Source organism: Enterobacter sp. NFIX59, assembly GCF_900113755.1.
GTDB classification, from domain to species: Bacteria; Pseudomonadota; Gammaproteobacteria; order Enterobacterales; family Enterobacteriaceae; genus Enterobacter; species Enterobacter pseudoroggenkampii.
In genome coordinates this window covers 435,620-458,196 of sequence record NZ_FOQN01000002.1, presented here as the reverse complement: position 1 = coordinate 458,196, position 22,577 = coordinate 435,620, and the positions used below count along the sequence as shown (strand labels likewise).

The following is a 22,577-nucleotide window of genomic DNA, read 5'->3' as shown; positions in this document are numbered from 1 at the left end:
ACACTGCGCGGTATTGAAACGAGGTAAAACAAGTCATGCGTGTACTGGGTATTGAAACATCCTGCGATGAAACCGGCATCGCCATTTACGACGACGAAAAAGGGCTTCTGGCCAACCAGCTGTATAGTCAGGTGAAATTGCACGCTGACTACGGCGGCGTCGTGCCTGAACTGGCCTCTCGTGACCACGTGCGTAAAACGGTTCCCCTGATTCAGGCGGCGCTGAAAGAAGCAGGATTAACGGCAAAAGAGATTGATGCAGTGGCGTATACCGCAGGCCCGGGCCTGGTCGGTGCGCTGCTGGTTGGCGCAACGGTTGGCCGTTCGCTGGCGTTCGCGTGGGATGTGCCAGCGATCCCGGTTCACCATATGGAAGGGCACCTTCTGGCGCCGATGCTGGAAGAGAATCCGCCTGAATTTCCGTTTGTGGCGCTGCTGGTCTCCGGCGGTCACACGCAGCTGATTAGCGTAACGGGCATTGGCAAATACGAGCTGCTGGGCGAGTCAATCGACGATGCCGCCGGTGAAGCGTTCGACAAAACCGCCAAGCTGCTGGGACTCGATTACCCTGGCGGGCCGATGCTGTCGAAAATGGCGTCACAGGGAACGGAAGGGCGCTTTGTCTTCCCGCGCCCGATGACAGACCGTCCGGGGCTGGACTTCAGCTTCTCCGGGCTGAAAACCTTCGCGGCCAATACGATCCGCAATAACGATGACAGCGAGCAGACCCGCGCCGATATCGCCCGCGCGTTTGAAGACGCAGTGGTGGATACGCTGATGATCAAGTGCAAGCGCGCGCTGGATCAGACCGGCTTCAAGCGTCTGGTGATGGCGGGCGGCGTGAGTGCCAACCGTACGCTGCGCGCGAAGCTCGCCGAGATGATGCAAAAGCGTCGCGGGGAAGTGTTCTATGCCCGTCCGGAATTCTGTACCGATAACGGGGCAATGATCGCCTACGCGGGTATGGTGCGCCTGAACGCTGGCGCAACGTCCGACCTGAGCGTGTCCGTGCGTCCGCGCTGGCCGCTGGCGGAACTGCCTGAGGCGTGAGTTTTTTTGTCCGGTGGCGCTGCGCTTACCGGGCCTACGGTTTTGTAGGCCGGGTCAGGCGAAGCCGCCACCCGGCAACAAACCGCACTACACCCGCAGCATCCCTTTCTCTTCCAGAAACGCAATAATCGTCGCTAAACCGTCCCCCGCCTTCAGGTTGGTAAAGGTCCATGGACGCTCGCCGCGCATGCGGTTGGTATCGCGCTCCATCACCTCCAGCGACGCACCGACGTACGGCGCGAGATCGGTTTTGTTGATCACCAGAAAATCGGATTTGGTGATCCCCGGCCCGCCCTTGCGCGGGATTTTTTCCCCTTCGGCCACGTCGATCACGTAAATAGTCAAATCCGCCAGCTCCGGGCTGAACGTCGCGCTCAGGTTATCCCCGCCGCTTTCAACGAAGATCAGATCCAGATTGCCGAACTTCTCGCTGAGCGCTTCCACCGCCGCCAGGTTCATTGAGGCGTCTTCGCGGATAGCGGTATGCGGACAGCCGCCCGTCTCCACGCCCACGATGCGCTCCGGCGCCAGCGCGCCCGCCTCGGTCAGAATGCGCTGATCCTCTTTGGTGTAGATATCGTTGGTCACCACCGCAAGATGATAGGTATCGCGCATCGCCTTGCAGAGCGCTTCCAGCAGCGCGGTTTTGCCCGACCCTACCGGGCCGCCTACGCCCACGCGCAGGGGATGTTTGTAATCAGCCATATTGACTCCTCAGGAACGGAATAGTCGAGAATATTGGGTTTCGTGGCGCGCGGAGGCGATGGCGGACAGCGGCGTTGCTGCCCCCAGCGCGTCGTCGCGACGTAAAAATGCCTGTTCAAAACCAGCGGCGTAGCGATCGCTCAGTTCGATAATCAGCTGCTGTGCGGCCTGCTGCCCAAACGGCACCAGCTTGACGCCTGCCATCACCGCGCTCTCAATCCAGCTGTAGCCAAGGCTCAGCGCCAGCTCGCGCACGCTAATGCCCCAGCGTACGCCGAGCCAGGCCATGCCGCAGAGCTGGCTTTGCATAAACAGCGGCAGCCATTCGGGCGGACAGTCAGGTTCCCAGCTCTTAATCAGTCGCGTAAAGGCCGCCCCACGGTTGCGCTCCTCTTCGCGCAGCTCGCGCGTTTCACGGCAGGCGAGAAGGTATGCCGTCCAGCGTTTTGCATTTGTAAGAGAGGATTGCTCACAGGCCTGATAAAGACGGATAAACAGCGGCAGATCGACGCAGAAAAAGCTCTGCTCAATCTGCTGTATTTGCCAGCGTTTAAAGGCCCCGGCGTCCGTGACCCAGCCCGCCTCAACGGCCCACTCCAGCCCCTGCGACCAGGTAAACGACCCGACCGGCAGGCTGCTGCTGGAGAGCTGCATCAGGCGCAGCCTCTGGCGGGCGTGCTCCATCAGCTCATCAGCGCCAGCAGGGCGGAGACAATCAGCCCGCCGCCGAAGGTTTTACGCAGACCGTCGTGACGGCGCAGCAGCAGCCCTGCGGCAAAGCTGGCGCACAGCACCGCGGCGCTGGCCAGCATAAAGCCGCTGGTGAAGAGCCAGAAGCTGTGGCCGGACATCTCCACGCCGTGCGCCCAGCCGTGGAACATCGCCAGGGCAGGCACCGCCAGCAGCAGACGATTTTCCGTTTTAAACATCATCACGCCGCTGACCGCCAGCGAGGCGATAATCAGCATCTCCATGCCGCTGAAGCCGCCGAGCAGGCTGCCCGCAATAGCGCCGACAAGCATCATCCCGAGGGTGGCAAACGGCAGCAGGAGCTTGCGGCCGCTCAGCGCCGAGAGCACGCCTGCACCGGTCAGCATCAGGAGATGATCGAGCCCGGTCAGCGGGTGGAGAAAACCGGCCTGAAAGCTGTCGGCGCCGTGGCCGGGATGCGCGAGCGCGGGAACGGAAAAAGCCAGCAGTAACAGCGGTAAATACTTGCGCATGATGGATCCTTAATGTGAATGAGCGTGAGAATGGCCGTGGCTGTGGGCACCGCTGGTATAAGCGCCCGCTTCCGGTTCAAACGGCAGGCTGGCGTAGCCCACGTCCAGCCCGAACTGGCGCAGCATGTCGTCGAGAACGTGGTCGTGGTGATAGCGCAGCTCGCCGGGCATGATCTGCAGCGGCACGTGGCGGTTGCCCAGGTGGTAGCAGGCGCGGGCGAGCAGGAACGGATCGGCGCAGCGCACCACGGAGACCGACTCCGGGGCGGCGATCACTTCGATCACCTCGCTGCCGTCGTCGGTAGTCAGCAGGTCGCCCCCGCGCAGCAGCAGGCCGCGCGGCAGCATCAGCCCGGCTTCGCGGCCGTCGTTCAGCGCCACGCGGGCGCGGCTTTTCACCCGCACGTCAATCGGCAGCGTGACGCTGGCGGTAGTCTGATGCGCATGGTCCAGGCGTTGGGTTAAATAGATCATCATCACTCCTCAAAACAGGAAATAGCGTTGCGCCATCGGCAGAACGTCAGCCGGTTCGCTGGTAATCAGTTCGCCGTCAACACGCACCTCGTAGGTTTGCGAGTCGACGGTGATATTCGGCTGCAGGCCGTTGTGGATCATGTCCGCCTTTTTCACCGTCCGGCAGCCTTTTACCACCGCGGTGGCGCTTTGCAGGTTGAGCTGCTGCGGGATGCCGTTCGCACTGGCCGCCTGCGAGACAAACGTCAGTCGGGTGGCGTGGCGCGCGGCGCCCAGCGCACCAAACATCGGGCGGTAATGCACCGGCTGCGGCGTGGGGATTGAAGCGTTGATATCCCCCATTGGCGCGCAGGCGATCATCCCGCCCTTGACGATGGTGGCGGGTTTGACGCCGAAGAACGCCGGGGACCAGACCACCAGATCCGCCAGCTTGCCCGCCTCAATCGAACCCACTTCATGGGCGATACCGTGGGTCAGCGCCGGGTTAATGGTGTATTTGGCGACGTAGCGCTTCACGCGGAAGTTGTCGTTCTCGCCGGTCTCTTCCGGCAGCGCGCCGCGCTGGACCTTCATGCGGTGCGCCACCTGCCAGGTACGGATAATCACTTCCCCGACGCGGCCCATGGCCTGCGAATCTGACGACGTGAGCGAGAACGCGCCGATGTCATGCAGCACGTCTTCGGCGGCGATGGTCTCCCGACGAATGCGGGATTCGGCAAACGCCACGTCCTCGGCGATATCCGGGTCGAGGTGATGACAAACCATCAGCATGTCGAGATGCTCGTCGATGGTATTCACCGTGTAGGGCAGCGTCGGGTTGGTGGAGGAGGGCAGAATATTCGGGTGCGCGCAGGCGGTGATGATATCCGGCGCGTGGCCACCGCCCGCCCCTTCGGTGTGGAAGGTGTGGATGGTGCGCCCGCCAATGGCGGCCAGCGTATCTTCGACAAACCCGGACTCGTTCAGCGTGTCGCTGTGCAGCGCCACCTGAATGTCCATCTCTTCGGCCACCTCCAGCGAGCAGTTGATCGCCGCAGGCGTCGCGCCCCAGTCTTCGTGGATTTTAAGCCCGATGGCGCCCGCAGCAATCTGCTCGCGCAGGGCGTCCGGATTGGATCCGTTACCTTTGCCGAGCAGGCCGATGTTCACCGGCAGCGTATCGGCGGCCTGCAGCATGCGGGCGATATACCATGGCCCTGGCGTGCAGGTGGTGGCGTTGGTGCCCGCTGCGGGTCCGGTGCCGCCGCCGATCATGGTGGTGACGCCGGAGACAAGCGCCTCCTCCGCCTGCTGCGGGCAGATCCAGTGGATGTGGGTGTCGATCCCGCCTGCGGTGACGATCTTCCCTTCGGCGGCAATCACTTCCGTTGCCGCGCCAATCGGGATCGTCACGCCGGGCTGAATGTCCGGGTTGCCGGCTTTGCCGACGGCAAAAATCCGCCCGTTCTTGACGCCGATATCGGCTTTCACGATCCCCCAGTGATCGACGATCAGCGCGTTGGTCAGCACCAGATCCACGCAGTCGTCTGCGGTCATCTGCCCCTGGCCCATGCCGTCGCGGATCACCTTCCCGCCGCCGAACTTGACCTCTTCGCCGTAGATCGTGAGATCGTCTTCCACTTCAATCCACAGCTCGCTGTCGGCCAGCCGCACTTTATCGCCGGTGGTGGGGCCGAACATATCGGCATAGGCCTGGCGCGAAATCTCAGCCATGTTTCACCTCGCCCATCACCTCGCCGCGAAAGCCGACAATGCGCTGCGCACCCGTGACCTGAACCAGCGTTACTTCACGCTTCTGGCCGGGCTCAAAGCGCACGGCGGTGCCTGCCGGGATGTTCAGCCGGTAGCCTCGGGTCACCTCACGGTCAAACTTCAGCGCTGGGTTGACCTCGTAAAAGTGATAGTGCGATCCGACCTGGATCGGCCTGTCGCCGTGATTTTCGACAATCACGGTTTGGGTTTCGCGCCCGACGTTGATCGCAATCGCGCCGGGCTGGATCTGGTATTCGCCTGGGATCATCATGCGCTCCTTAGACGATCGGGTTGTGGACGGTGACGAGCTTGGAACCGTCCGGGAAGGTGGCTTCCACCTGGATATCCGGGATCATCTCCGGCACGCCCTCCATCACCTGGTCGCGGCTCAGGACGTGGCGGCCTGCCTCCATCAGCGAGGCGACGGTTTCACCATCGCGCGCGCCTTCCATGATGAAGGCGCTGATCAACGCGACCGATTCCGGGTAATTGAGCTTTACCCCGCGCGCAAGGCGGCGTTCGGCAACCAGCGCAGCGGTGAACAGCAACAGCTTGTCTTTTTCTCTGGGGGTCAGTTCCATAACGTTTCTCTTATGTCTGCCAGATACGCGGCGAACAGGCGGTTTTGGTGGTGAGAAGCGGGCGAAGCGACTGCCAGACGTCGCGCATCACCCGCTGACAAATCAGGTTATCGTGGGAGAGAAAGCGCACCGACATGAGATCGTCTGCGAGCGTGGCGCCCGCAAACGTATCCAGCGGGGCGAGCAGTGCACGCGCCGCGTCGAGATGTGCTTCTTTGGCCGGGTAGAACAGCAGCGTGCCAATCCACGGATGCCCGGCGACGGGCGTGAGATCGCCGTCGGCAAGGTGCTGACGTTCAATCAGGCGTGGCTCGTCCTCAACCCAGACTTCAAGGCGGCTCTCCAGCGTGCCGTGGCTGAAGGTCTCATTGATTACCGGTCGTCCCAGGCAGTACAGCTCCCACGCCAGCAGCGTGCTGGAGGCCTTCAGGTGGAAGACGGAGCGCAGCGCGGCATTCGCACCGGGGAAGATAATGGTGTCCTGCGGCAGCCACTCCAGCGTGGATCCCTCATCGAGATAAAAGTGCTGATGCAGGCGAGCCTGCGGGCCGCTGCTACGATAGAACTTGCTGGCGCCGGGCATGGTGATAAGCGCATGGCTTTTGGCGTCCAGACGCACGGTGATATCCAGCGTATCCCCGCCCACAACCCCGCCCGGCGGGTGCAGAAGATAGAGGTGGCAGGTCTCGCCTTCGGGATAAAATGGACGCTGAACGGTAAGCGGCCCGACGTGATGAGCGGAGTGCAGGAGGGTTTTCTCAGGGGTGTGACAAAACTGCAGGGCAAGCGACGCCAGCCAGCCTTTGTACGAATTATCAGTGACCTGAGCTGCTAACATGCTGCATCCATCTGCTCATCATCGGGTCTTTTCAGTATGCCCTGGCAGAAATGAAGGCTGTCATATGAGTCGCTTATGGATAAAAAAGCCGGCTCTTGTGAGCCGGTTTGCGGGACTAGCGGTAATCCTCCGCATCCACATCATACCCGGACGGCTCCCAGCGGATTGCCAGCAGCGATGCCAGGCCGATAAACGGCGCCAGCGCAATTACCCAGAACACGGCGGTATCCAGCGAGGCGACCAGTAGCGGGAACAAGAACAGCGACAGCGTCGAGCTGCTGCGCATCAGCGTCTGGTTAAGGCCCACGCCAACGCCGCGCAGCGAGGTCGGGTAGCTCAGCGAGGCGAACGTCATGGTATGCGCGCCCGGGCCAAAGCCTTGACCGAACAGGAATAGCGCCAGCATCGCCACGGCGAGAACGCCCTCGGTGGCGCCTTCAGGGCGACCAATCAGCGCCAGTCCCAGCAGCGCGACCAGCTGGCAGGCATAACCCGCAAGCGACATCCGCCAGGCGCCGAAGCGCGGTACGTAGCGTACCGCCAGCAGTCCGCCAACGAAGGCAAACAGCAGGTTAAGCGCCAGAGATATCAGGATGGTGGTGAGCATCGACTGGACAAAGAAGCTGGAGATGATCACCGGCAGGCCAAACGCCACGGCGTTATAGGCAAACGAGGAGACGACGGACAGCAGCGTGGCGAGCGTCGTGCGGCGTAAGTAGATGCCGCGGAACAGGTTCAGATAGTTTGACCATTTCGCTTTATTCACGACAGGTGCGGGCTGGCTGAGCGCGTCCTGCGGCACGTGGGCATTGATGTTATACGACTGGCGTAAAATGGACGCCGCCTCTTTCAGGTTGCCCTGATTCGCCGCCCAGACCGGCGATTCGCTCATGTAGCGGCTGCGGATGGCGATAATCACCAGCGCGGGCACCGCGCCAAAGCCGAGAATCAAACGCCACAGCCAGTCGCTGTGGCTTTCCGGCAGCACGGCGTAGAAGAAAAGCACCAGCAGGTAGGAGATGCTGATGGCGGCATACCAGGTGGGGCACCACATCGCGACGCTGGAGGCCTTATTACCGGGCCCTTTCAGCCTGGCGAACTCGCTTAAAAACGCCATCGCTACGGGAAGGTCGATCCCGACCCCGAGCCCCATCACAAAGCGGGCGCCCGCGAGCACATATTCGTTCGGGGCCAGTGCACAGGCGATGGCGGCCACCACGAAGAACACCATATCAGCCATAAACACGCGGTAGCGCCCGATTTTATCCGTGAGATAGCCGCCAAGCAGCGCCCCGACAATGGCGCCAAAGGTAATGGCCGAGGCCACCATACCGGTACCGGCGGGCGTCAGGTTAAATTCGCGGGTGATGTCTTTAATGCCGAATGCCAGCGCGCCCAGATCGTAGGCATCAAGGAAAATTCCGCCCAGCGCGATACCGACTACGATACGGGCGTTTGCCCGGCCCTGAGAACCGTCATTAACGAGACGTGATACATCCGATGCACTGCGCACCCACTGGATGTCGCCATCAGGGGGAATACCTGCCGTTGAAAGGGGAGTAGATTCTGTGATTTCAGCCATTTTCTTCTTATGTGGTTGTGTTGTGTCCCTAACAGTTACCACAGGCAGAAGGTGACCAAAATCACATTTGGCTATAAGGCATAACTAACCCTTCGGAGCGTCTTTTTTCTTCCTCTTGAGCTTCGTCCAGATTTTGGTCTCCTGACGACGCCACAGGCGCTGGATATTGTCGTGATGACGCAGCAGGATAAGACAGGAGAGCATCGACACCGGAAAGGTGAACTGGGGTTTGAACCACCAGACGTAGAACGGGGCGATCAGCGCGCTGACGATAGCGCCCAGCGACGAATAGCCGCTCAGCAGAATGGTCAGAAGCCAGGTCCCGGCCATGACGCCGGTTAAGTCCCAGCCAATGGGGGCAATGGCACCAAAGGCGGTCGCCACACCTTTACCACCTTTGAAGCCGAAGAATACGGGCCAGATGTGGCCGACGCAGGCAGCAATAGCAATGAGCCCCAGCCAGAACGGCGTGACGCCCAGCGCATACGCGCCCCAGACGGGTAGCATCCCTTTCAGAACATCAAAAATCAAAACCGCTACGGCTGCTCCCTTGCCGCCAATTCGTAGTACGTTGGTCGCCCCCGGATTCCCGGAACCATTTTCACGCGGGTCAGGTAACCCGGCAATGCGGCAGACCAGAATGGCGCTGGAGATTGAGCCGCAAAGATAGGCGAGGAGGATCATTCCAGGCGCGATTGCACTCATAACGCTGTTCCGTTTTGAAAATGTATCTGTATTCTCAGCATCTGTGGATAATACGCATAATTCGCCGGAAGTGGTATCCGGTTTAGCCAAAAAGCAGGCAGGTCGTGATGGATATTGTATTTATAGAGCAACTTTCGGTAATCACCACTATTGGTGTTTACGACTGGGAACAGACCATCGAGCAGAAACTGGTGTTCGATATCGAAATGGGCTGGGATAACCGCAAATCGGCAAAAAGCGATGACGTGAACGACTGTCTGAGCTATGCCGACATCAGTGAAACGGTCATCAACCATGTGGAAGGGCAACGTTTTGCGCTGGTCGAACGGGTGGCTGAAGAAGTCGCAGAATTGCTGCTGAAAAAATTCAACTCACCGTGGGTGCGCATCAAGCTGAGCAAACCGGGCGCGGTGGCGCGCGCCGCCAACGTTGGCGTCATCATTGAGCGTGGCACAAATCTGAAAGGCAAGAATTAACGTCATAATTGCTAAACCAATTTAGGTTATACCGGTCTCAGGACTGTATCTTATCGGTTGTCCGTGTGGGACACCGTTTTTTTATATCTTTTTAGGGGTTTATAGATGAGCGATATGCACTCGCTGCTGGTGGCGGCAATACTGGGTGTGGTCGAAGGATTGACGGAGTTTTTGCCGGTGTCCAGTACGGGCCATATGATTATCGTTGGCCATCTGCTGGGCTTTGAAGGGGATACCGCAAAAACGTTTGAAGTGGTGATCCAACTGGGTTCGATTCTGGCGGTGGTCGTGATGTTCTGGCGCCGTCTGTTTGGTCTGATTGGTATCCATTTTGGCCGTCCGCCGCAGCACGAAGGGATGAGTAAAGGTCGCCTGTCGCTGATCCATATTCTGCTCGGGATGGTCCCGGCGGTGGCGCTGGGCCTGGTTTTCCACGACGCCATCAAATCTCTGTTTAACCCGATTAACGTGATGTACGCGCTGGTGGTGGGAGGCTTCCTGCTGATCGCCGCGGAAGTGCTGAAGCCAAAAACGCCGCGCGCGGAAGGGCTGGACGATATGACGTATCGTCAGGCGTTTATCATTGGCTGCTTCCAGTGTCTGGCGCTGTGGCCGGGCTTCTCACGTTCAGGCGCTACCATCTCCGGCGGGATGCTGATGGGCGTAAGCCGTTACGCCGCGTCAGAGTTCTCGTTCCTGCTGGCAGTGCCGATGATGATGGGCGCTACTGTACTCGACGTCTATAAGAGCTATCACTTCCTGACGGCTGGCGACATTCCGATGTTCGCCGTTGGCTTCATCACCGCGTTTATCGTGGCGCTGATTGCCATCAAAACCTTCCTGCAGTTGATTAAGCGTATCTCGTTTATTCCGTTCGCGATCTATCGCTTTATCGTCGCGGCTGCGGTGTACGTGGTCTTCTTCTGACCGATGGCCCTCAGTCTTTTGGCTGAGGGCAATGCTTTTCTTTCCAGTCAGACACCGCCTGAATTCGCCGTTTCGTGAGTTCTTCGCGAATTTCCGGTCCTTTGAATCCCGCCTCGACAACGTCCTTCGTCGGCACCGCTTTCGCCACCTCCCAGGCTTTACGCAGTAAACGTCCCTGCGGGTAGTCGCACGCTTCAAACCCGGTACGCCCGCGCACGTCAGCTTCGCTGGTCAGCGCGATTTGCTCCACGCGCTGGGGTTTGCGCCAGGCGTCGATGTTATCGAAAAGCTTAACGATGGTGGCCGGTTTCAGGATCGGGAAGGTGTGGATCAGATCGTGGAATTCGGCAACCAGTTTCGCCAGATCGCGGATCTCGTTCGGCACGCGCAGACGCTGGCACAGCCCCTCGACCAGCTTCACCCCTGCCGGACCGTGCCCGTGGTGGCGAGGCCAGAATTCTTTTGGCGTTAAGCCTTTGCCGAGATCGTGACACAGGGTGGAAAAGCGCACGTCCACGTCAGGGCTGAGCATGGCCGCCATGCTCAGGGTCATCAGTGTGTGTACGCCGGTATCAATTTCCGGGTGCCATTTTGCCGGGGCAGGTACGCCAAACAGCGCGTCTATTTCCGGGAACAGCACCTTCAGCGCGCCGCAGTCGCGCAGGACCTGGAAAAAGACCTGCGGGTTACGCGTGGTGAGCGCATTTTCCGTCTCTTTCCAGACGCGCTCTGGCGTCAGGTGTTCCAGCTCGCCCGCCTCGGTCATGGCGGTCATCAGCGCCATTGTCTCATCGGCAATACGGAAACTGAGATGGGCGTAACGCGCGGCAAAGCGCGCCACGCGCAGCACGCGGAGCGGATCTTCAGAAAACGCCGGGGAGACGTGACGTAAAAGACGGTTGCGCAGATCGTCCTGACCGCCATAGGCGTCAACGATCTGCCCGTGCTCGTCCTGCGCCAGCGCGTTGATGGTGAGATCGCGGCGCAGGAGATCTTGCTCCAGCGTCACGTCCGGCGCGGCATAGCAGGTGAAGCCCGTATAGCCCGAGCCCGATTTCCGCTCGGTACGCGCCAGGGCATACTCTTCACGGCTTTTCGGGTGCAGGAACACGGGAAAATCGCGGCCTACCTGCTGGTAGCCCGCGTCGAGCATCTCTTCAGGGGTGGCGCCAACCACCACCCAGTCTTTATCTTTGACCGGCAGACCTAACAACGCATCACGTACCGCACCACCGACCAGATAACTCTTCACGCCCAACTCTCCCGTTTTCTCTTTTCCAGAATGATACGTAAGTCTGGCAGAGAAGACGAATTAGTTCATCCAGCGGTCTTTACGCTTACGGCTTGGGATCAGATGCGGCAGGACCAGACCCAGTACCAGACCCACGCCCAGCACGCCACCGCCATACATAAACCACTGCATGATAATGGTGCGCTGTTTGTCGTCGAGCTGCAGGTTGGCGGCATTCACTTTCTTCTGCGCGACAATCAGCTCGTTTTTCAGTTTCTGGTTCTCTTCTTTCAGGCCGTTAATCACACCGTCGCTTTGCGCCACTTTCTGCTGCATTTCAGCGGTGCGCTGGTTCCAGGTGCCGTCGATGTTGTTCAGCTTGTCGGTCAGGGTCTTCACCTGGTTTTCCAGATCCGGCACGCGCGTGCGCAGGCTTGGCACGGTGCTCAACTCTTTCAGCGGGATCCAGGAAGTACGACCGGTACTGTCGCGAACCTGACCGTAGTTGGTGTCCGCATTGGTTTGTAACAGGGTGACTTCCTCGCCGGCATTTACCGTGCCCACGAGGCGATAATTATCTCCGGGGCCACTGCGTACCCAGGTGTTCAGTTCGTCAGAAACGTAACGCTTTTCTTCAGCGTGCACGGCGGTTGCGGCGCTAAAAGCGAGTAAAGTAAGTCCAATCAGGCGTAATTTAAGCATCATTAGTCGTTATTTTCATAAATAGTGGAACGATAGTAGTGGCAACAGTGTCTCTACGCAAAGCATTCGTCAGCAATCAGAATCATCTGTGTCACGACTCTACACATTTACGCCCGACAAATTGCTCATTGCATGGCAATTTGGCGCAAAATACTATGTACTGACAAACAAATGGCGAGGAAGTTCGCCCTCATTGACGCGTCTGTGACGCACGCAAAAGTACAAGGCTATGGCACAAGAAATCGAATTAAAGTTTATCGTCGAAAAAGACAGCGTTGACGCACTCCGCCAGCATCTGCATACGCTTTCCGGCGAACACCATGCACCGGTACAGCTGCTTAATATCTATTACGAAACGCCAGACAACTGGCTGCGCCGCCACGATATGGGGCTGCGTATCCGCGGCGCGGGCGGGCGCTACGAGATGACGATGAAAATTGCCGGCCGCGTGGTCGGCGGTTTACATCAGCGCCCGGAATACAATATCGACATCAGCAAGCCAGAACTTGAGCTGGAACGTTTTCCGGCGGAGGTCTGGCCGGAAGGCGAGCTGCCTTCCACGCTGGCGGAACAGGTGCAGCCGCTGTTCAGCACCGATTTCTGGCGCGAAAAATGGCTGGTGACGGAAGGTAAAAGCCGCATCGAAATTGCCCTCGATCTGGGGGACGTGAAGGCGGGTGAGTTCCAGGAACCGATTTGCGAACTGGAGCTTGAGCTGCTGGAAGGGGACGCCAATGACGTGCTGAAGCTGGCGCGCAGGCTGGTAAACCAGTCCGGATTACGTCAGGGAAGCCTGAGTAAAGCCGCGCGAGGTTACCATCTGGCCGCCGGAAATGCGCCGCGCGTGCTGAAAGAGACGACCATTTTGCACGTTGCGCCGAAAGCCAGCGTTGAACAGGGTCTGGAAGCCGCGCTGGAGCTGGCGCTTTCTCAGTGGCAATACCATGAAGAGCTGTGGGTGCGGAATGTGAAAAACGCCAAATCCCACGTGCTGGCGGCGATTGCTCTGGTGCGCCATACCCTTGCGCTGTTCGGCGGTATTGTTCCTCGCAAAGCGAGCGCTCACTTACGTGACCTGCTGACGCAGACCGAAACGCTGATGCTCTCCGATGTCTCGGCGCAAACGGCGATCTACAGCCCGCAAACCGCCACGGCAAAACTGGCGCTGACCGAGTTTCTGGTGACGCGCGGCTGGCGCGCCTTCCTGGATGCGAAAGCAGAGGCCAAAATCGCGGAAAACTTTAAGCGTTTCGCGGATATTCATCTTTCCCGTCATGCCGCTGAACTGAAGAGCACCTTTGCCTATCCGCTCGGCGATAAGTATGGCGATCAGCTTCCCCGTCTGTCGCGCAACATCGACAGCATGCTGCTCCTTTCCGGTGCCTACGACGGGCCACTGGCGCAGGCGTGGCTGGAAAACTGGCAGGGGCTGAAGCATGCCATCGAAACCCGCCAGCATATTGAGATCGAGCATTTCCGTAACGAGGCCATTTCGCAGGAGCCGTTCTGGCTGCACAGCGGAAAACGTTAACTCTGGCAAGGAACCCCTAAAATGCCGCTTTCTTCACCGTTACAGCAGCAGTGGCAGACCGTGTGCGAACGTCTGCCTGAATCATTACCGGCGTCATCCTTAAGCGAGCAGGCGAAAAGCGTGCTCGCCTTCAGTGATTTTGTGCAGGAAAGCATCACCGTCTTCCCGGACTGGCTGGCTGAGCTTGAGAACGCACCGCCGCAGGCGGACGAGTGGCGGCACTATGCCGGCTGGCTGCATGCCGCACTCGAAGACGTAGCGGATGAGACGACGCTGATGCGCGTCCTGCGTCAGTTCCGCCGTCGGGTGATGGTGCGCATTGCCTGGGCTCAGGCGCTGGAGCTGGTGAGCGAAGAGAGTACGCTGCAGCAGCTAAGCGAGCTGGCGCAAACGCTGATTGTCGCCGCGCGCGACTGGCTCTACGCCGCCTGCTGTAAAGAGTGGGGCACGCCGTGCAGCGAGGAAGGGGTTCCTCAGCCGCTGTTGATTCTGGGGATGGGCAAGCTGGGCGGCTGCGAGCTGAACTTCTCCTCCGATATCGACCTGATTTTTGCCTGGCCTGAGAACGGCTCCACGCGCGGCGGCCGTCGCGAGCTGGACAACGCCCAGTTCTTTACCCGTCTCGGTCAGCGTCTGATTAAGGCGCTGGATCAGCCCACGCAGGACGGTTTTGTTTACCGTGTGGACATGCGCCTGCGTCCGTTTGGCGACAGCGGCCCGCTGGTGCTGAGCTTTGCCGCGCTGGAAGATTATTACCAGGAGCAGGGGCGCGACTGGGAGCGTTATGCGATGGTTAAAGCGCGGATCATGGGCGACAGCGACGACGCCTACGCCAACGAGCTGCGCGCCATGCTGCGCCCGTTCGTGTTCCGTCGCTATATCGACTTCAGCGTCATCCAGTCCCTGCGCAATATGAAAGGGATGATCGCCCGTGAGGTTCGCCGTCGTGGGCTGAAGGACAACATCAAGCTTGGCGCGGGCGGCATTCGCGAAATCGAATTTATCGTCCAGGTCTTCCAGCTGATTCGCGGCGGGCGTGAGCCGTCGTTACAGTCCCGTTCACTGCTGCCGACGCTGAGCGCCATCGAGCAGCTGCACCTGCTGCCGGACGGCGACGCGCAAACCTTGCGCGAGGCCTATCTGTTCCTGCGTCGTCTGGAAAACCTGCTGCAAAGTATCAACGACGAACAGACTCAGACCCTGCCGGGGGATGACCTTAATCGGGCGCGTCTGGCCTGGGGGATGCGCGTGGACGACTGGTCAACGCTGACCGAACGGCTCGATGCCCATATGGCAGGCGTGCGCCGCATCTTTAACGAACTGATCGGTGATGACGAAAGCGAATCGCAGGACGATGCGCTTTCCGAGCACTGGCGCGAGCTGTGGCAGGATGCGCTCCAGGAAGATGACACCACGCCGGTGCTGACGCACTTAACCGACGACGCGCGCCATCGCGTGGTGGCGCTGATCGCCGATTTCCGTCTTGAGCTGAACAAACGCGCCATCGGCCCGCGCGGCCGTCAGGTGCTGGATCACCTGATGCCGCACCTGCTGAGCGAGGTCTGCTCGCGGGCGGATGCGCCGGTGCCGCTGTCGCGCATGATGCCGCTGCTGAGCGGGATCATCACGCGCACCACGTACCTTGAACTTTTGAGCGAGTTTCCGGGGGCGCTGAAGCATCTGATTACGCTCTGCGCCGCCTCGCCGATGGTGGCCAACAAGCTGGCGCGCTATCCGCTGCTGCTGGATGAACTGCTCGACCCGAACACCCTGTATCAACCCACGGCGACGGATGCCTACCGGGACGAGCTGCGTCAGTATCTGCTGCGCGTGCCGGAAGAAGACGAAGAGCAGCAGCTGGAGGCGCTGCGGCAGTTTAAGCAGGCGCAGATGCTGCGCGTGGCGGCTGCGGATATCGCCGGAACGCTGCCGGTGATGAAAGTGAGCGATCACTTAACCTGGCTCGCGGAGGCGATCATCGACGCGGTAGTGCAGCAGGCGTGGGTGCAGATGGTGGCCCGCTACGGCCAGCCGAAGCACCTTGCTGACCGTGAGGGGCGAGGGTTTGCCGTGGTCGGTTACGGCAAGCTTGGCGGCTGGGAGCTGGGATACAGCTCCGATCTGGATTTAATCTTCCTGCACGACTGCCCGGTTGACGTGATGACCGACGGCGAGCGCGAGATTGACGGGCGTCAGTTCTACCTGCGCCTGGCGCAGCGCATCATGCACCTGTTCAGCACCCGCACCTCGTCGGGCATTTTGTATGAAGTCGATGCGCGCCTGCGTCCGTCCGGCGCGGCGGGCATGCTGGTGACCTCAACGGAATCCTTCGCCGATTACCAGAAGAATGAAGCCTGGACGTGGGAGCATCAGGCACTGGTGCGCGCCCGCGTGGTGTATGGCGATCCGCAGCTCAAAACGCAGTTCGATGCCATTCGTAAGGACGTCATGACCACCCCGCGCGAGGGCAGTACGCTGCAGACCGAAGTGCGCGAGATGCGCGAGAAAATGCGCGCGCATCTCGGCAATAAACACCGCGATCGTTTTGATATCAAAGCCGACGAGGGCGGGATCACCGATATTGAGTTCATTACCCAGTATCTGGTGCTGCTCCACGCCCACGACAAGCCGAAGCTGACCCGCTGGTCTGATAACGTGCGCATTCTGGAACTGCTGGCGCAAAACGACATCATGGACGAACAGGAGGCGCAGGCCTTAACCCGCGCCTACACCACGCTGCGCGATGAGCTTCATCACCTGGCGCTGCAGGAGGAACCGGGGCATGTGGCGCTGGACTGTTTTGCTCATGAACGTGCTCAGGTAACGGCCAGCTGGCAGAAGTGGCTGGTGGAACCGTGCGTAACAAATCAAGTGTGATATTATCGCGCGCAAATTGTGAATCTTTCTGGAGTCAGGAATGAAAGTAACACTGCCAGAGTTTGAACGTGCTGGGGTAATGGTTGTTGGGGATGTGATGCTGGATCGCTACTGGTATGGACCGACCAGCCGCATCTCTCCGGAAGCACCGGTACCGGTGGTAAAGGTCGACACCATTGAAGAGCGTCCCGGCGGCGCGGCAAACGTGGCGATGAACATTGCCTCTCTGGGCGCGCACTCGCGTCTGGTGGGCTTGACCGGCATCGACGATGCGGCGCGCGCGCTGAGTAAGTCGCTGGCGGACGTGAACGTGAAGTGCGACTTCGTTTCTGTTCCGACTCACCCGACCATCACCAAGCTGCGCGTGCTGTCTCGCAACCAGCAGCTGATCCGCCTCGACTTTGAAGAAGGGTTCGAAGGCGTTGATCCCGAGCCGCTGCACGAGCGCATTAACCAGGCGCTGGGCAATATCGGCGCGCTGGTGCTGTCCGACTACGCGAAAGGCGCGCTGGCGAGCGTGCAGACGATGATCCAGCTGGCGCGTAAAGCCAGCGTGCCGGTGCTGATCGACCCGAAAGGCACCGACTTTGAGCGCTATCGCGGCGCGACGCTGCTGACGCCAAACCTCTCCGAGTTTGAGGCGGTGGCGGGCAAGTGCAAAACTGAGGAAGAACTGGTTGAGCGCGGCATGAAGATCATTGCTGACTTTGAGCTGTCCGCGCTGCTGGTGACCCGCTCCGAGCAGGGGATGACGCTGCTGCAGCCGGGCAAGGCGCCGCTGCATATGCCAACCCAGGCGCAGGAAGTGTACGACGTGACCGGTGCCGGTGATACGGTGATCGGCGTGCTGGCGGCGACTCTGGCCGCAGGAAACTCCCTGGAAGAGGCGTGCTACTTCGCTAACGCCGCGGCGGGTGTGGTCGTCGGTAAACTCGGTACCTCAACCGTTTCCCCAATCGAGCTGGAAAACGCGGTGCGCGGCCGTGCGGACACCGGTTTTGGCGTCATGACCGAAGACGAGCTTAAAGTGGCCGTCGCCGCCGCGCGCAAGCGCGGTGAGAAAGTGGTGATGACCAACGGTGTGTTTGACATCCTGCACGCGGGCCACGTCTCCTATCTGGCGAATGCGCGCAAGCTGGGCGATCGCCTGATTGTGGCGGTCAACAGCGATGCGTCGACGAAACGCCTGAAGGGTGAAACGCGTCCGGTGAACCCGCTTGAGCAGCGGATGATCGTGCTCGGCGCGCTGGAAGCCGTGGACTGGGTGGTGTCGTTTGAAGAAGACACACCGCAGCGTCTGATTGCCGGTATTCTGCCGGATCTGCTGGTAAAAGGCGGGGATTACAAGCCGGAGCAAATCGCGGGCAGCGAAGAGGTCTGGGCCAATGGCGGTGAAGTGATGGTGCTCAACTTTGAGGACGGGTGTTCCACCACCAACATCATCAAGAAGATCCAGAAAGACAGTCAGTAAGAAAAACGGGCCAGCTGGCCCGTTTATTTTTTCACCCTCTCCCTGTGGGAGAGAGCTGGGGTGAGGGCATCAGGCCGCACTTACTCCTGGTCATCCACCGGTGGAATGGCCGGTGCTGGCTTCACTTCTTCCGGCGCATTGCGGTTTTCCAGCTCGGTCAGACGCTGTTCCAGCAGCGCCAGCTTCTCGCGGGTGCGCAGCAGAACCTGGGTCTGCACGTCAAACTCTTCGCGGCTGACTAAATCAAGGCGAACCAACTGCGCCTGCAGCGTCTGGCGGATTTTCTTCTCAACGTCATCACCAAATTCACGAATGCCTTTTGGCATGGATTCATGAACCTGACGCGCGATCTGCTCAATTTTCTTCGGGTCAATCATTGTCGTTTCCCTTGATGGAAAGGTGTTAGTGTCCATTGTAGCGCGTCATGCCCGGGGTAAACAAAATTGTTTGATGCTTATGCATTGCCCAGGATAATCAATAGCGTTATAGTTATCTCGCTTATTCTCAGGGCGGGGCGAAATTCCCCACCGGCGGTAAATCAGCGTGACGCTGAAAGCCCGCGAGCGCTTTGGGTGAAAACTCAAAGGTCAGCAGATCCGGTGTAATTCCGGGGCCGACGGTTAGAGTCCGGATGGGAGAGAGTAACGATCCAGTCGGGCATGGGCCCGCTCACGTTATCTTTTTGCCGCTTATACGGCGCTCCTAAGACTGCCCTGATTCTGGTAACCATAATGTTAATGAGGTTTTTTTACCATGAATCAGACGCTACTTTCCTCTTTTGGCACTTCAACTCAACGTGTTGAACATGCACTGGATGCACTGCGCGAAGGCCGCGGTGTGATGGTGCTTGACGATGAAAACCGTGAAAACGAAGGCGACATGATTTTCGCCGCCGAAAACATGACCGTTGAACAGATGGCGCTGACCATCCGTCACGGCAGCGGCATCGTATGCCTGTGTATTACCGAAGATCGTCGTAAGCAGCTCGAGCTGCCGATGATGGTCGAAAACAACACCAGCGCCTTTGGTACCGGTTTTACCGTGACTATTGAAGCGGCGCATGGCGTGACCACCGGTGTGTCTGCGGCTGACCGTCTGACCACCGTACGTGCCGCGATTGCTGACGGTGCGAAGCCATCCGATCTGCATCGTCCAGGCCACGTCTTCCCACTGCGCGCGCAGGCGGGCGGCGTCCTGACCCGCGGCGGTCACACCGAAGCGACCATCGACCTGGTGACGCTGGCGGGCTTCAAACCTGCGGGTGTGCTGTGTGAACTGACCAACGATGACGGCACTATGGCGCGCGCGCCGGAGTGCATCACCTTTGCGCGTCTGCACAACATGCCGGTGGTCACGATTGAAGATCTGGTGGAGTATCGCCAGGCGCACGAGCGCAAAGCCAGCTGATAATAAAAACGCCGGGATATCCCGGCGTTTTTTTACCCGATTCCTGCGGTCTGCAGCAGAACCAGGCTTAATCCCATCACCGACATTCCGCACAGCACGCCATAGCTGGGGTTGTTGTTAGGATCTATCTCCTTCGCCAGCGGCATCAGTTCATCCACCGAAAGTGCAACCATGATCCCGGCTACCGCTGCCATAATCGCCGCCATCACTACCGGAGAGACCAGGCTACCAAGGATCAGCCAGGCCAGCACGCCGCCAAGGATTTCGGCCATTCCGGAAATACCTGCCCAGAACACCGCGGTGCGTTTCGAGCCCGTGGCGGCATATACCGGTCCGGCGACGGCCAGTCCTTCAGGAATATTGTGTAAGGCGACCGCCAGCGCAATGCCAAAGCCCATTTCCAGATTGCTGCTGGCCGTCACGTAGGTGGCGACCCCTTCCGGGAAATTATGCAGACTGATACCAAGCGTTAATAGCACGGCTGTACGCTTGATATTGCGCGGCATAGGCGTCACGTTTTTCTGCATTAAATCCTGCGGATGCGCGTGCGGTAGCATACGGTCGAGGGCAAAGTATCCCAGCAGGCCAAAGACAAACATGCCGTAGCCCAGCAGCGGAGACATGCCTTCTGTGCCCAGCGCGGCAGGCAGCATCTCCATCAGGGAGATGAGCAGCATGATCCCGGCAGCAAAGCCCAGCGAGAAGGCCAGTACGCGGTTAGAGGGCTTTTGACCAAGTACGCCGAGGATCGCACCGATAAAGGTCGCAGCGCCCGCGAGTATGGTCAGGATCAAGGGGACTGACATGCATAACTCCTTGTGATAATGATTCTCATTAATATAAATGATTCATTTCTGGCAAAGCGAGGGGCGAACCCCGGCTTTACATATTCCTTACATTCAAATTTCCTGATGATGATCTTCACGCTTATCTGCGTTCATCTTTGCCGGATTGCGCGTAATGTAGCACCATTAAATTGACACCTTCTGTAAGGATATCACCATGACTTCTTCCCGTATGCCAGCCCTGTTTTTAGGTCACGGCAGCCCTATGAACGTTCTGGAAGACAACGTCTATACCCGCGCATGGCGTAGCCTGGGCGAGACGTTGCCGCGTCCAAAAGCGATTGTGGTGGTATCCGCGCACTGGTTCACCCGTGGAACGGGCGTGACCGCCATGGAAGCGCCAAAGACCATTCATGATTTTGGCGGCTTCCCGCAGGCGCTGTATGACACGCACTATCCAGCCCCCGGCTCGCCTGAGCTGGCACAAAGGCTGGTGGATCTGCTGGCGCCTGTCCCTGTAACGCTGGATAAAGAAGCCTGGGGTTTTGACCACGGCTCGTGGGGCGTGCTGATTAAAATGTATCCTGATGCGGATATCCCGATGGTGCAGCTGAGCATCGACAGCACCAAACCGGCCGCCTGGCATCTGGAGATGGGCCGCAAGCTGGCAACGCTTCGTGATGAAGGCATCATGCTGGTGGCAAGCGGCAACGTGGTGCACAACCTTCGTACGGCGCGCTGGCACGGTGAAAACACGCCATATCCATGGGCGACCGCTTTTAACGACTACGTTAAAGCGAACCTGACCTGGCAGGGTTCGGCTGAGGAGCATCCGCTGGTGAACTATCTGGATCATGAGGGCGGTTCGCTCTCTAACCCGACGCCGGAACACTTCCTGCCGCTGCTGTACGTGCTTGGCGCGTGGGATGGTCAGGAGCCGGTTACGATCCCGGTTGACGGTATTGAGATGGGGAGTCTGAGTATGCTGTCGGTGCAGGTGGGGTAATAAAAGCAAAACGGCAACTTCAGGTTGCCGTTTTTAGTGTGTGCACCCTCTCCCTGTGGGAGAGGGCTGGGGTGAGGGCATCAGGCCGCAGTCTTACTCCACAAAAATATGCGGATAGAACCGCGACAGATCCTGCGTGATCAGCGCGCGATCTTCGCGAATGCCAATTCCGGCTGGCAGATCGTTGATGAGCCAGCTGCCAATCAGCGTATAGCTGTCGCCAAATTTCGGCAGTTGATAGAACTCCTGGACGATCATCCCTTCTTCGCCGTACGGCCCTTCAACCGCTTCCAGCGTCTTACCGTTTTCGATAATCGACACGTTCGCGCCTTCGCGGGAGAAGATCGGCTTAACGACGTATTTCTCCATCTGCGGGTAATCATCTTCCGCAAAATACGCCGGCAGCAGGTTCGGGTGATTCGGGAACATCTCCCAGAGCATCGGCAGCAGGGCTTTGTTAGAGATAATGCTCTTCCAGGCCGGTTCCAGCCAGCGCACGCCCGCGTCTTCCAGCTTGGTGGAGAACATCTCGCGCAGCATATACTCCCACGGGTAGAGCTTGAACAGGTTGCTGATCACCTGATCCTGCGTATCCGTAAACTGACCTTTTTCACCCAGGCCGATATCCTCGATATAGAGGAACTCGGTCGCCACCTCCGCTTCGGCAGCGCAGTCCTGCAGATACTGAACCGTGCCACGGTCTTCTTCCGTGTCGCGGCAACAGGCAAGATGCAGCAGGTTGAAGCCAAACTGCTCGCGCAGCTCGGCGAAGCGCTCGATCAGCTTCTCCTGCAGGCTGTTGAACTGGTCGCTGCCTTCCGGCAGGTTTCCGGCATTGGCCTGGTCTTCCAGCCAGATCCACTGGAAGAACGCCGCTTCGTACAGGGACGTTGGGGTATCGGCGTTGTTTTCCAGCAGCTTCGGTTCACCTTTGCCGTCCCACGCCAGATCCAGGCGAGAGTAAAGCGAAGGCTGATTTGTTTTCCACGACTGGCGGACAAAGCTCCAGGTGTGCTTCGGAATGCGGAACTTTGCCATCAGCTCGTCGCTGTCGATGACCTTTTCCACGACCTTCAGGCACATCTGATGCAGCTCGGCCGTCACCTCTTCCAGCTTCTCAACCTGGGCCAGCGTGAGCTTGTAGTAAGCGTCTTCACACCAGTACGGCTCGCCGTACATGGTATGGAAGTTAAAACCGTACTCGGTGGCTTTTTCACGCCAGTCCGGGCGCTCGGTGATACTGACTCGTTCCATG

The 22,577-nt window shown here is 59.2% G+C and carries 23 protein-coding genes and 1 riboswitch; of the genes, 8 read left to right on the top strand and 15 right to left on the bottom strand.

Annotated elements, in window-relative coordinates; all coding sequences use genetic code 11:
- Positions 1–35: 35 nt before the first annotated feature.
- Positions 36–1,049, top strand: a complete 1,014-nt coding sequence (tsaD, locus tag BM007_RS10970; protein WP_032650276.1) for a tRNA (adenosine(37)-N6)-threonylcarbamoyltransferase complex transferase subunit TsaD — start codon at positions 36–38, stop codon at positions 1,047–1,049.
- Between the two features lie 87 nt (positions 1,050–1,136).
- Here the strand turns inward: tsaD and ureG are convergent, their stop codons facing one another.
- From ureG to plsY, 10 genes are all read right to left on the bottom strand, one after another.
- Positions 1,137–1,754, bottom strand: a complete 618-nt coding sequence (ureG, locus tag BM007_RS10965) for an urease accessory protein UreG (RefSeq protein ID WP_024906473.1) — start codon at positions 1,752–1,754, stop codon at positions 1,137–1,139.
- Positions 1,755–1,763: 9 nt separating this feature from the next.
- Positions 1,764–2,438, bottom strand: a complete 675-nt coding sequence (locus BM007_RS10960) for an urease accessory protein UreF (RefSeq protein WP_090418741.1) — start codon at positions 2,436–2,438, stop codon at positions 1,764–1,766.
- Complete coding sequence (locus BM007_RS10955) at positions 2,438–2,977, bottom strand: HupE/UreJ family protein (RefSeq protein ID WP_090418738.1); 540 nt, start codon at positions 2,975–2,977, stop codon at positions 2,438–2,440. The genes BM007_RS10960 and BM007_RS10955 overlap by 1 nt, the downstream gene beginning before the upstream one ends.
- Before the next feature lie 9 nt (positions 2,978–2,986).
- Positions 2,987–3,451 carry an urease accessory protein UreE gene (ureE, locus tag BM007_RS10950; protein ID WP_090418735.1) on the bottom strand — a complete coding sequence of 155 codons (465 nt, stop codon included), beginning with the start codon at positions 3,449–3,451 and terminating at the stop codon, positions 2,987–2,989.
- 9 nt (positions 3,452–3,460) lie between these two features.
- Positions 3,461–5,164 (bottom strand): urease subunit alpha, encoded by a 1,704-nt coding sequence (gene ureC / locus BM007_RS10945; protein ID WP_090418730.1) that lies wholly within the window; start codon positions 5,162–5,164, stop codon positions 3,461–3,463.
- Positions 5,157–5,471: an urease subunit beta gene (locus BM007_RS10940; protein WP_024906478.1), complete on the bottom strand. Its 315-nt coding sequence runs from the start codon at positions 5,469–5,471 to the stop codon at positions 5,157–5,159. Before BM007_RS10940 ends, ureC begins: the two co-directional genes overlap by 8 nt.
- 10 nt (positions 5,472–5,481) lie before the next feature.
- The gene (locus tag BM007_RS10935) at positions 5,482–5,784 is read right to left on the bottom strand and encodes an urease subunit gamma (RefSeq protein ID WP_090418727.1); all 303 of its coding nucleotides are present in this window, start codon (positions 5,782–5,784) and stop codon (positions 5,482–5,484) included.
- A gap of 10 nt (positions 5,785–5,794) precedes the next feature.
- Positions 5,795–6,622, bottom strand: a complete 828-nt coding sequence (locus BM007_RS10930) for an urease accessory protein UreD (protein ID WP_090418724.1) — start codon at positions 6,620–6,622, stop codon at positions 5,795–5,797.
- Between the two features lie 115 nt (positions 6,623–6,737).
- The gene (locus BM007_RS10925; protein ID WP_048990527.1) at positions 6,738–8,204 is read right to left on the bottom strand and encodes an MFS transporter; all 1,467 of its coding nucleotides are present in this window, start codon (positions 8,202–8,204) and stop codon (positions 6,738–6,740) included.
- Between the two features lie 84 nt (positions 8,205–8,288).
- Complete coding sequence (plsY, locus tag BM007_RS10920; RefSeq protein ID WP_023309216.1) at positions 8,289–8,909, bottom strand: glycerol-3-phosphate 1-O-acyltransferase PlsY; 621 nt, start codon at positions 8,907–8,909, stop codon at positions 8,289–8,291.
- A gap of 107 nt (positions 8,910–9,016) precedes the next feature.
- On the opposite strand from plsY, the gene folB reads away from it, so the two are divergent.
- Positions 9,017–9,385 carry a bifunctional dihydroneopterin aldolase/7,8-dihydroneopterin epimerase gene (gene folB, locus BM007_RS10915; RefSeq protein WP_032645073.1) on the top strand — a complete coding sequence of 123 codons (369 nt, stop codon included), beginning with the start codon at positions 9,017–9,019 and terminating at the stop codon, positions 9,383–9,385.
- A gap of 105 nt (positions 9,386–9,490) precedes the next feature.
- The gene (gene bacA, locus BM007_RS10910) at positions 9,491–10,312 is read left to right on the top strand and encodes an undecaprenyl-diphosphate phosphatase (protein ID WP_048990523.1); all 822 of its coding nucleotides are present in this window, start codon (positions 9,491–9,493) and stop codon (positions 10,310–10,312) included.
- A 10-nt stretch (positions 10,313–10,322) separates the two neighbouring features.
- Here the strand turns inward: bacA and BM007_RS10905 are convergent, their stop codons facing one another.
- Both BM007_RS10905 and BM007_RS10900 read right to left on the bottom strand, forming a co-directional pair.
- Positions 10,323–11,564: a multifunctional CCA addition/repair protein gene (locus BM007_RS10905; protein WP_032650479.1), complete on the bottom strand. Its 1,242-nt coding sequence runs from the start codon at positions 11,562–11,564 to the stop codon at positions 10,323–10,325.
- A gap of 60 nt (positions 11,565–11,624) precedes the next feature.
- Positions 11,625–12,245: a TIGR04211 family SH3 domain-containing protein gene (locus BM007_RS10900; protein WP_024906484.1), complete on the bottom strand. Its 621-nt coding sequence runs from the start codon at positions 12,243–12,245 to the stop codon at positions 11,625–11,627.
- A gap of 229 nt (positions 12,246–12,474) precedes the next feature.
- On the opposite strand from BM007_RS10900, the gene BM007_RS10895 reads away from it, so the two are divergent.
- From BM007_RS10895 to hldE, 3 genes are read left to right on the top strand one after another with little or no spacing between them, the layout of a single operon-like run.
- Positions 12,475–13,776: a CYTH domain-containing protein gene (locus tag BM007_RS10895; protein ID WP_090418721.1), complete on the top strand. Its 1,302-nt coding sequence runs from the start codon at positions 12,475–12,477 to the stop codon at positions 13,774–13,776.
- 21 nt (positions 13,777–13,797) lie between these two features.
- A complete protein-coding gene (gene glnE / locus BM007_RS10890) occupies positions 13,798–16,653 on the top strand; it encodes a bifunctional [glutamate--ammonia ligase]-adenylyl-L-tyrosine phosphorylase/[glutamate--ammonia-ligase] adenylyltransferase (protein WP_090418718.1) in 2,856 nt (951 codons plus the stop codon).
- 40 nt (positions 16,654–16,693) lie between these two features.
- Positions 16,694–18,124 (top strand): bifunctional D-glycero-beta-D-manno-heptose-7-phosphate kinase/D-glycero-beta-D-manno-heptose 1-phosphate adenylyltransferase HldE, encoded by a 1,431-nt coding sequence (gene hldE, locus BM007_RS10885; protein WP_003862540.1) that lies wholly within the window; start codon positions 16,694–16,696, stop codon positions 18,122–18,124.
- 80 nt (positions 18,125–18,204) lie between these two features.
- Here the strand turns inward: hldE and ubiK are convergent, their stop codons facing one another.
- Positions 18,205–18,501, bottom strand: coding sequence for a ubiquinone biosynthesis accessory factor UbiK (gene ubiK, locus BM007_RS10880; RefSeq protein WP_014071796.1), 297 nt, complete (start codon positions 18,499–18,501; stop codon positions 18,205–18,207).
- Between the two features lie 119 nt (positions 18,502–18,620).
- Positions 18,621–18,771, top strand: a riboswitch (FMN riboswitch).
- Between the two features lie 106 nt (positions 18,772–18,877).
- Between ubiK and ribB the strand changes: the two genes are divergently transcribed.
- Positions 18,878–19,531, top strand: coding sequence for a 3,4-dihydroxy-2-butanone-4-phosphate synthase (gene ribB, locus BM007_RS10875; RefSeq protein ID WP_010435670.1), 654 nt, complete (start codon positions 18,878–18,880; stop codon positions 19,529–19,531).
- Positions 19,532–19,563: 32 nt separating this feature from the next.
- Here the strand turns inward: ribB and zupT are convergent, their stop codons facing one another.
- On the bottom strand, positions 19,564–20,337 hold the full coding sequence (gene zupT / locus BM007_RS10870) for a zinc transporter ZupT (protein WP_024906487.1): 774 nt from the start codon (positions 20,335–20,337) through the stop codon (positions 19,564–19,566).
- Between the two features lie 196 nt (positions 20,338–20,533).
- Here zupT and ygiD point away from each other — a divergent pair, with 196 nt between their 5' ends.
- Positions 20,534–21,322: a 4,5-DOPA-extradiol-dioxygenase gene (gene ygiD, locus BM007_RS10865; protein ID WP_090418712.1), complete on the top strand. Its 789-nt coding sequence runs from the start codon at positions 20,534–20,536 to the stop codon at positions 21,320–21,322.
- A gap of 93 nt (positions 21,323–21,415) precedes the next feature.
- On the opposite strand, the gene BM007_RS10860 is transcribed toward ygiD, so the two are convergent.
- Entirely contained in the window at positions 21,416–22,576 is a 1,161-nt protein-coding gene (locus tag BM007_RS10860; RefSeq protein WP_090418708.1) for a glutathionylspermidine synthase family protein, read from the bottom strand.
- Position 22,577 lies beyond the last annotated feature (1 nt).